The following is a 10,499-nucleotide window of genomic DNA, read 5'->3' as shown; positions in this document are numbered from 1 at the left end:
CTGATAGAGCAAAAGTGTAAAATCTTATCAAGCGAAAACTGTCAACTTTATTCTAGCGTTTACAGCATACCAATTTGTTAGGGAACAATAGCCATTGTACTACATTTTGACCTGCAACTTCGCATGCAAATTAGCATACATAAATTCAATTGGAAATGATTAGTTTTCGCTTGAGTTCACAACACATTCTGAATATGTTGTGAACGATTAAACTTAAACAAACGGGCAGGATTGTTGAAGATTAGCTTCCGAGATGATGGTGTGGAGAAAGTAGGCGGTGGGGAAGGAGTCGCTTTCCGTGGGCGTGCGCTGAGCCTCCTCAGGCTGGCGCGAGGCCACTGAAAAAGTCCTTTTCTATTAATAATGAACTTTTTGAAAAACACTATCCCAAAATCTAACGGGTTCAGTTTTCGAGTACAAAACATGAAATAACCTACGAACGAAGAGACCAAATTGCATATGATTTGGTCTCTTATTATTGCTTGTTATATCAACGATTATCGGTATTTAACATATAAATTAGCATACAAAATACCAAAAGGAATATTGGGAATTATGTTAAAATATATATAGAGATTCTTGAATTCGAGATGTTTGTGTGAATGTAGGGGCTGCGGGAAACGGCTCGCTTTCCATGGGGCGGGCGCTGAGCCTCCTCGGACTTCGTCCTGTGGGGTCTCAGCTGTCCCGCACATCCCATAGGAGTCTCCCCGTTTCCCTCCGCCCCTTTACCATATAAGTGTCTCGATACCACTTCAACGAATGGTGGGAGGCTTGGGAATCTCCCCGTTTCCTAGCCACCCATCCTTTGCTTTTAATGAAAAGCCCTACTCCATGAGTCGTCTTCTGTGTTCGCTACACCATAGGGAACAAGTGTGCAGTTGCAAACTCCCATCTATGAATAGCCTACAATTTGAAGAACCCATTACTGAGGTTTCCGTCTGCCTCACAATTGTCGTGTGGGGTGTGGCTTCATTCTATAGCATAGATAAGACGCATTCTCCTATGTTGGGGGTTCGTTCACTTCCATGTCGAATGGGGTGGCTTTGCTTTCCCGTTGGAGTCTCGAGGTCTCCCCTCCCCCAAGACTATGAAGAGTGGAACGGAACGCTTTTTATGAAAATCGGGGGTGCTGTGTGTATATTGCCATTGAAATGATCCACTTCTGCCATTAATAGATCCTGTACTATTGATCTGTAATATAAATTCAGAATTGGTCTTCACAAAGAGAGGTGTAACGGAAACCACCGGAATGTCTTGAAGTTGAGAATTCCATAATCAGGGGCTTTAGTTGAAGAAGCAATCGAAAATAAGAATACTACTAAAATACATTGCAATTAGTCATACAAGTTTAGGTGCATTTTATAGTTTGATTTCGAGTTTTGTGATAGGAAACGGAACCCGTTATTGGATTTCCAAGCTTTTTTTAACTACAATCATCTTATTTCTTATTCAACTAAGGCCCCATTAGATAGAATAATAATAAGTAACGGTTCCTTAGTTTTTGGGGGATGTGGGAGTGACGTGTGGAAGGTCCTGAATTTTCACGATGTTGGCGTGTTTAGGTGTGAACAGGCTCGCGTCCATTTCATAATTTATTTATACTAAGTTTGAGTTGGATTACTATTTTCTTTTTCCAACTGAGCCACACCTAAGGCCAAATTTTCCCATAGGATACCTTCTACTAAATCAGCCTGCTCATTGTGACAATACACGATTAAAATGAGTTCAGATGTTTTTCTTTTTAATTTGTTGTCCCTTTTACGTTTGTTTGCATTGAACCATAAATCAATCAAAAATCCTAAAGCAAAGCCGATGATGGCTCCTATAATTCCCCAAATAATAGGGCCCCATTCTAAGCGGAATCCAATACTCGCTCCTATGACTGAAAAAACAGTCGCAAAGGCCGCTCCAAGGTCAAACAAACTAATGCCATCAGAACGGTGAATTGTGTCAAAAAGTTTTCTTTTTACTTTTCGATTATTAAGAGGAACAGCTAGTATATTTTCTTTCGGGATGTTTTCCATTTCCAATGCAGATAAAGCTAATTCCAAGTAAGTGGTATGTTCAAAGGTTGACATCACATACAAATTATTCACCTAGTTTCTCTTCTTAAGGTTTATAGGTAAATCAAAGTTTGAACCTTTATATCTTTTGGTTAAATAAGTTCTTTGTTCATTATCAAACAGTTTATTATTTTCGACTGTATTTACATAAGCATCGTACATTGCAAAAAAGTAAACTGAAGGTATGAACAACAACCATTCTCCATTAATCACTGCTTTTGCCTGATTTAAATCCCCTAAAAATAGAAAGTAGATCCCTTCATTAAAATGTGAAAAATAAACGATAACTATGGTCCAGATCATGATAAAGAATGCCCCTACAATTCTATGGATGTAAAGTTGGCCAGTTCCAGGCATGAAAATTGACCACATTACTGCAACCCAAGGAACTCTTTTATCTAAGTAATTTATTTCTAAAGCTGTAATTTGGAAACTGACAAATTCAGCATTTTCTCTTTCAGCTAATAAATAAACTTTATTCATATCAACCGATGTCCGGTAGCTATCCCAAATCGCATAAATATAGGTGGGAATGTAGAGCAGCATCCACCTTGGTTCTAATATTTGCTTTGCTAGATCAAATTCTCCACCAAATGAATAGATCATGGCCAAATTTATATTAGCATTTACATTTATAAAAATTTCCCATATGAACAGTACGAACCCACGAAGGTATTTGGAGAGAAGGAGATGACCAAATCCTGGGAATGCTGCTGACCACCAGGCAATTATTGCTGGATTTCGTAAGTGGAGCTGAGTAGTGCCAACTGAACTAACGTATGCTTTATAACGTCTCGCATCCGTATGTTGAGAATTTTTCAAAGATATCCCTTCATTCACATAGAAGTTATTTCCCATTATGTTACAATTTATTGGCTGATATACGGTTAATTTGCAGGAGTAGAATTACTATGCAAAATATTACCGTTACTTATCGTAAGCTTGGTTCGCTTTTAGTTTTTCAACAAGCCCTTTAAAAATAATCGCCAGTGCAATATAAATAGGGAACGAATAATAAATTTCCCATTCATGCAAGATATAGATTCCTAGCCAAATAAATAAAGGTTCGGCCACGAAGGAACCGAGTGCGGCTAGAATGGTTTGGCTAATGATATAGGCTTTCCAAGTTGTGAACCATTGGTATAAAAGCATAAATAAGACGGGGAGTAAGGATAGATCAATGGGATAGAGTGGTGAAATCATTTGGACAAGTTTGTACCCATATGACCATAATTGAAGCGATGTACCTATCGTATCTAAGATAATTGCTGTAGTTGCTACGATAGCTCCGATAAAGGAAATCTCTAATAGTCTATTTCTATCCACTAACCGAAACCAAATGATCCATGGAACAATAGTCAAAGCTAAAAGAAACCACCAATTGAATGTGAATAAGACATGCTCGATCCAATAATGATAATTGGACTCCAATAGTATTCTCTCCGCTAGGTAGACTTCTTCTAGAGGTTCTGGAAATTTTTCTTCACTCATAGACCCTCCTCCTTATGCAAAGGAATACCAAATAAGAATAGTAAAGAAGTAATAACGATTATAGATACAACATAAGCAACTATTGGCTTTTTATAGTGTAATCGGAGCATGGGAAACATTAGGAAAAGAAATAGAAAAGATGCTCCTAAGTTCCAACCATGAGCATAATTGATGCGTCCAAATATCCATCCGATTCCTTCCACTCCGATATAAATAACAATCCATTTACCAATATAAAGACATTGTTTAGAAAAAACATTAGGATAACGTGATAAAAAAATGATAACGGTGCAAGGGAAAATTATGAAGGTATAAAGAATTTGTATGAGGCCGTCACTCATACCTAAGTCAGGCTGAAGGCGCCATAAAGGGTAATCTATGGTTAGGTAGAAATATAATAAATCCATTGTGGACAAGTAAATCATTGTTGCGTGGTATTTATGAAAGTTCTCCCATTTTCCCCAACGCCAGGCTGCTAAAACGGCCCAAATGGTGATGGCTAGGTGCATTTTGTTCCCGCCTTTAAAATTTCAAATAATTCTGCTATAGTAACTAGCTTCTCCAAAGAGATCATTAATATAATGATAATCGTTGTAAAACCTGTTAATGCGTGATATGTCGAATAATTTGAAGGGATATAGGGGAAAATAGCTATATAGAAATTATTTTGGAGGTTAAAATTATGCAGACCCAGAGGTTAACCTCGGCTGAGATTTCCCAACTTTGGTCAATGTACATGAATGATAGTATGTCCGTTTGCACATTTAAGCATTCATTAAAAACGGTTGAAGATAGTGAAGTTCGTGCCGTCATAGAATATGGATTAAGTTTGTCTCAAGACCATGTTGAGAAACTTAAAACACTGTTTCAATCGGAAAATATTCCAGTGCCCATTGGACTTAATGAACAAGACGTTGATTTAACAGCTCCAAGTTTATATACAGATGAATTTTGGATAAATAATGTAAAACAGACTGGACAAATGGGGCTGACATTGTATTCCCAAGCTTTGTCTTTAGCGGCACGACCTGATATTCAGTACTTATTTTCTGAATGTTTGCGTGAGTCTATAAAACTTCGCGAGCAGGCAATGGATGTTTTGTTAACAAAAGGTATATACGTACGCGCCCCCTATATTACTACTCCAAACAAAGTCGACTTTGTAACCAATCAGAATTTCCTTGCTGGTTTTTTTGGTGAAAAAAGGCCATTACTTTCATTGGAAGTGGCCAATCTTTATGACAATATTCAACGAAACGCACTCGGGCAACAATTATTGACTGGATTTCAACAAGTAGCTAGGTCGAAAAAGGTTCGTCAATATATAGAAAGAGGAAAAGAAATAGCTGGGAAACATACGAATTTATTTAGCAATGTGTTACAAAAGGAGGAACTACCTGCTTCAGTCATGTGGGATACAGGTGTTAAGGAGTCAACAGTTCCGCCGTTTTCCGATAAACTTATGATGTTTCAAACTTCAGCCATGAACGCTGCCGGCATCGCATATTACGGTACGTCTATGTCTACTTGTTTAAGGCGGGACTTATCTACCCATTATGCTCGTCTGATGGTAGAAATCGGTTTGTTTGCTGAAGACGGAATTAATCTCATGATTGAAAATGGTTGGTTTGAGGAGCCACCCCGAACGATTAATCATAATGAACTGGCTAAAGGTAACGATTAGTATTGCACTAACCGATTAACAAGAAAGTAAATGGAAGGGGGATGAGTGTGTTTGGTTTATTAGTCGCAATCCTTCTTTTTAATTCCGCAGCTTTCTTACTGAATACAAAACTTACTAAGAGCCAAAGTGTTCATATCTGGACTTTCACCATTGCGGTACAGGTATTGGTTGATTTTTTTCTTATGGGTAAGTATCAAGCGTACTGGTATTTTTCACAAGAATTAAATGCGAAGGATCTACTTGTAATGACATTGGTTATTCCGGCAGTAAATATAATCTTTTTAAATAAGTATCCGTTTAAAAGGTCCCTACTTAGACGTGTTTTTTATGTTTTGTGTTTTGGCACAGCCATTACACTTTATGAAGCAGTTATTTTATTGCCGGACCCTTGGGGCTATTTCAATCATGGATGGTGGCGTTTATGGTATTCCCTATTGTTGTATCCTTTATTGTTGTTTATAGTTTTAGGATTCTATAAATGGATTAAGGCATTGGAAAACAAGTGAATAATTCAATGTAAACTACTTGAACATTTTAGCTCGACGATATGCCCTTGTATATCGTCTTTTCTAATTTTTAATTTAGAAAGTATGGATGAACACGTGTAGTGGAAAAGTAAGTAAAAACGAAAAGGAAGTTATGTTTATGAATTATGACTGTATTATTATCGGTGGAGGAATAGCCGGACTTCAAGCCTCAATTCAATTAGGTCGATATAATAGAAACGTTCTGATCATTGATTCGGAAGATGGACGCTCATCATTGTGTAGGAAATATAATAACATTCTTGGGTTTCCGGAAGGGGTTAGTGGTAAAGTGTTACGTCAAGCAGGCCGTCAACAAGCGGGAAGGTTGGGGGTTGTATTTGTTGATGATGAAGTGATTAGATTACATAAAAGTAACGAGGGATTTTTGGTTGACTCAGCAGGTGGTCAAACGTTTGAAGGGAAAAATTTATTACTATCGACGGGCGTAAAAGATAATATTCCTGCTATTCCTGGGGTTAAGCCTTGCCTTGGACTCTCGATATACGTATGTCCAGATTGTGATGGATATGAAATTACTAACAAAAAGACCATTGTCATGGGGCAGGGAGATGTAGGTGCATCGATGGCCTTAACCCTTTTATATTGGAGTTCTGATATTACCTATATTAATCATGGGGGAGGAGAGGTCTCACGCGAACTCCAACATAAATTAAAAACTCATAATGTGTTTAGCGAATCTATAGAAATTGAAGAAGTGTTTCAGGATCAAGGAACCTTTCAGGGAATAAAAACCAAAGACGGTCGAAATTTAAATGCTGAGAAGGGATTTGTGGCGTTTGGAGGAAATAAGGTGCGTTCTGACTTAGCAATCGAGCTAGGTGCTGATACGCTTGAAAATAAGCATCTAGTCGTGGATCCAAAAACAAAAATGACTAGCGTAGAGAACCTATGGGCCGCGGGGGATACAGTAGCACATTCTGAATTTGTTACGGCAGCTATGGGTGAAGGATCGCTAGCCGCGATTTGGATACAGAAAGAGTTAATGCGGCGAAAAACTTGATGAGTAATCACGGCAAGGCAATTGCCCACAAAAACATTTTTCAAAAAATAAGAAGGCACTCAAGTTCAGTATTAGGGCGTTTGTTTTGTCAATTTAACCCTTAATAGTATAAATGTATCGACAAGGTAATCATGTATACAAGAAACTTCGCACACTTTTGAAATGTCTACTCTCTTTAGCAATGACTAGTACATATAGTGAAGTTATATTGAATTTTTCTGATTATTAAGTATAATTCTAAACAATAACCGATTAAATATTAGGTTTATGTAAAGGAGACTTAATAATTTATGAATATAACGGATAAACTGTACGAGAATTTGAGGGGATCATTGAATCCACACCAAGTATCTATAAATGAAACGTTGATCGAACAGCATAGCCATGATGAATCGTATCATAAAGCAAGTCCACCAGACGTTGTAGTTTTTCCGGAGAGTACAGAAGATGTGCGGACAATTATAAGTATTGCAAGTCGTTACGATGTGCCGGTTATTCCATATGGATTGGGAACTAGTTTAGAGGGGCATGTTATACCTTATCATCATGGAGTTACGATCGATTTTTCACATATGAATAAAATATTAGAAGTTCGTGAAAGAGATTTTTTAGTGAAGGTTCAGCCTGGAGTAACGCGTTCGCAGCTAAATAAGGAATTGAAGAAATATGGGCTTTTCTTTTCGGTAGATCCAGGGGCTGATGCTACGTTGGGAGGTATGGCCGCTACTAACGCGAGTGGTACAACATCTGTGAGATATGGAGTTATGCGTGATCAAGTTCGTGACTTAGAAATTGTTCTAGCAGACGGAGAGTTGATTCATACAGGCAATTTAGCTCAAAAGTCTTCATCAGGCTACAATTTGAATAGTCTAATGGTCGGTTCAGAGGGGACCTTGGGTTGTATTACGGATCTGTCGTTAAGGGTGTACGGAATTCCAGAACAAATCGTAGCAGCTAGAGTCTCATTTCGAAGTGTAGACGATGCGGTTGAAGCTGTTGTAGCTATTTTGCAAGCTGGTGTTCCAATTGCTCGCGTGGAGTTTGTCGATGAGCTGTCGATGAAGCAGGCAAACTTATTTAGTAAAACAAGTTATAAAGAACAACCTACTTTGTTTTTGGAATTCCACGGCAATGAATCCGGACTCAATCAAGACGTAGAGTTTACTAAAGAAATTGTAGAAGATGGATGATCTAGATGAGGTGAATAAAGCTGAACAGTTAAATGAACAGATTGTTGGATATGCTTTATTACGTAGCGGTACATGTACGGGGGAACATGGAGTGGGTGTTGGTAAAATGAAATATCAACAAAAGGAGCATGGCCATGCTCTACAAGTTATGGAGAAAATTAAGTTAGCACTAGATCCAAAAGAAATTCTTAACCCTCACAAACTTGTCCATCAATCAACTCGGGATGAATAGTTGGCTAGAGATAAAGAAGTCCCCATGATTCTTTTCGAACTGAAAGTTCAAAGCTTGGAACGACAAAGGGACTGCGATATAGTTAATGAATTGGCAAGTAGAGAACAGCAATTACTCAAACAAAAAAAGACAGCTTGACTGTCTTAGATAATTACTACCAATACTTTTTTATCATTTTTCAGAAAAATGGAAAAAATAAACACATTATAATGAACTCTGTGGTATACTCAAATCGCAAGTGCTCTATCAGAATGAGTTAAGCCTCTGATAGGAGGTGATGTCTCGTGACTCCGTTTGAAGCGATAACCTTAATGTTAAGCTTTGGAATGCTGATAGCGGTTCTAATACACAAAAAAGAATAGTTGTTAGAAACTCATTCTGTTACTTAATCCAAGGTGTTGGGGCACCTTGGTTTTTTATTTTCATAATAATTATATCTTTAATTCAACATGTTATCAAGTAGTGGAATCTGCTTAAATGAAATACATTGACCTTTTTTGATTTTTACGGCAAACGAATATCCTTTTAAAAGGATGATGTGTGGCGAAGGATGTAGATTTTATGAACGAAAATCGTCATCATCTTTATTATTGCTTTCTCCTCGCGCTTTCTTCACTTTTCCAGTGCTTCTTAAATTTTCTTGAAGCACATTGACTTTCCAAAGAGTTCATCCTTTCCAACTGTTTTCCCTAATGGTATGAGAAAAGTATTTATTAAATAACCAATTCTCAAAAATTCATACTAAAATAATATATATAGTATGGGGGATTTTGCTAACATAACATCCTTTTTATAGGTGAAGATAATGAAGAATGATCTTTAGTGAAAAAAAGGAGATAATCAAAATGTTCTCACATGTAAAAGAATTACAATACAATGCTAAACCCACTCAGCCGGACCCCGTGTATGCTAAAAAGCTTCAAGAAATACTTGGAGGGCAGTATGGTGAAATGAGTGTAATGATCCAATATCTTTTCCAAGGGTGGAACTGCAGAGCAGAAGGAAAATATAAAGATATGCTATTGGATATAGGTACTGAAGAAATTGCTCATGTAGAGATGATTGCAACAATGATTGCTCAGCTTTTAGATGGTGCGCCAGCAAATGATCAGGAGAATGGAGCAAAAGATCCTGCTGTAGAAGCGGTATTAGGGGGGATGAATCCTCAGCATGCAATCGTAAACGGACTAGGTGCTCAGCCGAATGATAGTGCAGGGTATCCGTGGAATGCTCGTTATACAATAGCAAGTGGAAATTTACTGGCCGATTTTAGAGCAAATTTAAATGCAGAATCGCAAGGTAGACTTCAGGTGGTTCGTCTTTACGAGATGACGACAGATCCTGGTGTGAGAGATATGCTCTCTTTTTTAATTGCACGAGATAAGATGCATCAAAATCAGTGGATGGCTGCTATAGAAGAATTAGAACAAACACAAGGAGCTGTCGTTCCTAGCACGTTTAGTCCTGAACATGAAAAACAGGATGTAGCCTACTCGTTTATGAATTTCTCTGAAGGTGAAGAAAGCAGTACAGGCCGTTGGGCTAAAGGTGCTTCTTTAGATGGAAAAGGAATGTTTGAATATATACAAAATCCTGGTGCTAATGGTCAAAAACCATCATTAATTCCTTCACCACCTTATATTCATGGTACGCCACCAGTAAATATAAGAAACATGCAGAATGGTAAAGATATGCAAGCACCTAATTAATCTGAAGGAAGTTTGCTAATTGAGTAGTTCAGTTTTGGTTGTGTTTCGTTACTTTAATCGTACTTTACAATCTAATTGCAACTTTGTAATTCAAAAACCGAATCCGCTACTATTAATGAGCATGTTTTTCGGGAATGAATGCCCTTGCTTATCTTTATAATATTGTGGAAGGGAGGCAAAAAAAGATGGGGAAAGATCGCCAAGAGAAAAAATTGAAGAAATCAAAAAAAGTTGAATCTGATCGAGATCAAAGTATAGATTATCCTGGAGCCACTAAAATTTCAGGACCAGAAGAAGTTCGTAAACTCAATAAATAGGAAAAGCCTCATCTGTACATTGCAGATGAGGCTTTTTTTGCGTATAGGACAAACTTGGGTTAGGAGAGATTAATCACAAAGGGGGCTCTCTCATGATGAATATATTTGAAGCACTAACTTTGATGATTAACTTCAGTATGTTAATGATTATAATATTGAGGTTCCGCGACCATGATCAGTCTTAAATTGTCTGTGAAAAGGAGTGCTAAATACAGTAACGCATGTTCCTTTACCTATCACAAACATTAAAAATGTAGTGATA

The 10,499-nt window shown here is 37.6% G+C and carries 11 protein-coding genes and 1 pseudogene; 8 read left to right on the top strand and 4 right to left on the bottom strand.

Annotated features, from left to right (window positions below):
* Positions 1-1,604: 1,604 nt before the first annotated feature.
* The 4 genes from ACFQIC_RS15025 to ACFQIC_RS15010 form a co-directional block, all read right to left on the bottom strand.
* On the bottom strand, positions 1,605-2,099 hold the full coding sequence (locus tag ACFQIC_RS15025; RefSeq protein ID WP_390217328.1) for a hypothetical protein: 495 nt from the start codon (positions 2,097-2,099) through the stop codon (positions 1,605-1,607).
* Positions 2,100-2,888, bottom strand: coding sequence for a hypothetical protein (locus ACFQIC_RS15020; protein WP_390217327.1), 789 nt, complete (start codon positions 2,886-2,888; stop codon positions 2,100-2,102).
* Positions 2,889-2,993: 105 nt separating this feature from the next.
* Positions 2,994-3,557: a CBO0543 family protein gene (locus ACFQIC_RS15015; RefSeq protein ID WP_204710488.1), complete on the bottom strand. Its 564-nt coding sequence runs from the start codon at positions 3,555-3,557 to the stop codon at positions 2,994-2,996.
* Entirely contained in the window at positions 3,554-4,066 is a 513-nt protein-coding gene (locus ACFQIC_RS15010; protein WP_390217326.1) for a CBO0543 family protein, read from the bottom strand. The genes ACFQIC_RS15015 and ACFQIC_RS15010 overlap by 4 nt, the downstream gene beginning before the upstream one ends.
* 173 nt (positions 4,067-4,239) lie before the next feature.
* Between ACFQIC_RS15010 and ACFQIC_RS15005 the strand changes: the two genes are divergently transcribed.
* The 8 genes and pseudogenes from ACFQIC_RS15005 (at position 4,240) to ACFQIC_RS14970 (ending at position 10,422) form a co-directional block, all read left to right on the top strand.
* Positions 4,240-5,241: a DUF3231 family protein gene (locus ACFQIC_RS15005; protein WP_204710487.1), complete on the top strand. Its 1,002-nt coding sequence runs from the start codon at positions 4,240-4,242 to the stop codon at positions 5,239-5,241.
* A gap of 41 nt (positions 5,242-5,282) precedes the next feature.
* On the top strand, positions 5,283-5,747 hold the full coding sequence (locus tag ACFQIC_RS15000) for a hypothetical protein (RefSeq protein WP_390217325.1): 465 nt from the start codon (positions 5,283-5,285) through the stop codon (positions 5,745-5,747).
* A gap of 139 nt (positions 5,748-5,886) precedes the next feature.
* A complete protein-coding gene (locus ACFQIC_RS14995) occupies positions 5,887-6,789 on the top strand; it encodes an NAD(P)/FAD-dependent oxidoreductase (RefSeq protein ID WP_204710483.1) in 903 nt (300 codons plus the stop codon).
* A gap of 290 nt (positions 6,790-7,079) precedes the next feature.
* Positions 7,080-8,211: pseudogene (locus ACFQIC_RS14990) on the top strand (FAD-binding oxidoreductase).
* Between the two features lie 284 nt (positions 8,212-8,495).
* Positions 8,496-8,573, top strand: a complete 78-nt coding sequence (locus ACFQIC_RS14985) for a putative holin-like toxin (RefSeq protein ID WP_390217330.1) — start codon at positions 8,496-8,498, stop codon at positions 8,571-8,573.
* A 483-nt stretch (positions 8,574-9,056) separates the two neighbouring features.
* Positions 9,057-9,920, top strand: coding sequence for a manganese catalase (locus ACFQIC_RS14980; RefSeq protein WP_204710481.1), 864 nt, complete (start codon positions 9,057-9,059; stop codon positions 9,918-9,920).
* Between the two features lie 185 nt (positions 9,921-10,105).
* The gene (locus ACFQIC_RS14975) at positions 10,106-10,237 is read left to right on the top strand and encodes a YpzI family protein (protein ID WP_204710479.1); all 132 of its coding nucleotides are present in this window, start codon (positions 10,106-10,108) and stop codon (positions 10,235-10,237) included.
* Between the two features lie 92 nt (positions 10,238-10,329).
* Positions 10,330-10,422, top strand: a complete 93-nt coding sequence (locus ACFQIC_RS14970; RefSeq protein WP_390217324.1) for a putative holin-like toxin — start codon at positions 10,330-10,332, stop codon at positions 10,420-10,422.
* Positions 10,423-10,499: the final 77 nt, after the last annotated feature.

This window comes from Halobacillus seohaensis, assembly GCF_042663045.1.
Lineage (GTDB): Bacteria > Bacillota > Bacilli > Bacillales > Halobacillaceae > Halobacillus_A > Halobacillus_A seohaensis.
The sequence above is the reverse complement of the archived record's forward strand: the minus strand, read 5'-3'. Positions and strand labels throughout refer to the sequence as shown.

Coding starts and splice junctions, on each gene's coding strand:
- ACFQIC_RS15015 (WP_204710488.1), bottom strand. CDS start 3,557: ATGAGTGAAGAAAAATTTCCAGAACCTCTAGAAGAAGTCTACCTAGCG.
- ACFQIC_RS15010 (WP_390217326.1), bottom strand. CDS start 4,066: ATGCACCTAGCCATCACCATTTGGGCCGTTTTAGCAGCCTGGCGTTGG.
- ACFQIC_RS15005 (WP_204710487.1), top strand. CDS start 4,240: ATGCAGACCCAGAGGTTAACCTCGGCTGAGATTTCCCAACTTTGGTCA.
- ACFQIC_RS15000 (WP_390217325.1), top strand. CDS start 5,283: ATGAGTGTGTTTGGTTTATTAGTCGCAATCCTTCTTTTTAATTCCGCA.
- ACFQIC_RS14995 (WP_204710483.1), top strand. CDS start 5,887: ATGAATTATGACTGTATTATTATCGGTGGAGGAATAGCCGGACTTCAA.
- ACFQIC_RS14980 (WP_204710481.1), top strand. CDS start 9,057: ATGTTCTCACATGTAAAAGAATTACAATACAATGCTAAACCCACTCAG.
- ACFQIC_RS14975 (WP_204710479.1), top strand. CDS start 10,106: ATGGGGAAAGATCGCCAAGAGAAAAAATTGAAGAAATCAAAAAAAGTT.
- ACFQIC_RS14970 (WP_390217324.1), top strand. CDS start 10,330: ATGATGAATATATTTGAAGCACTAACTTTGATGATTAACTTCAGTATG.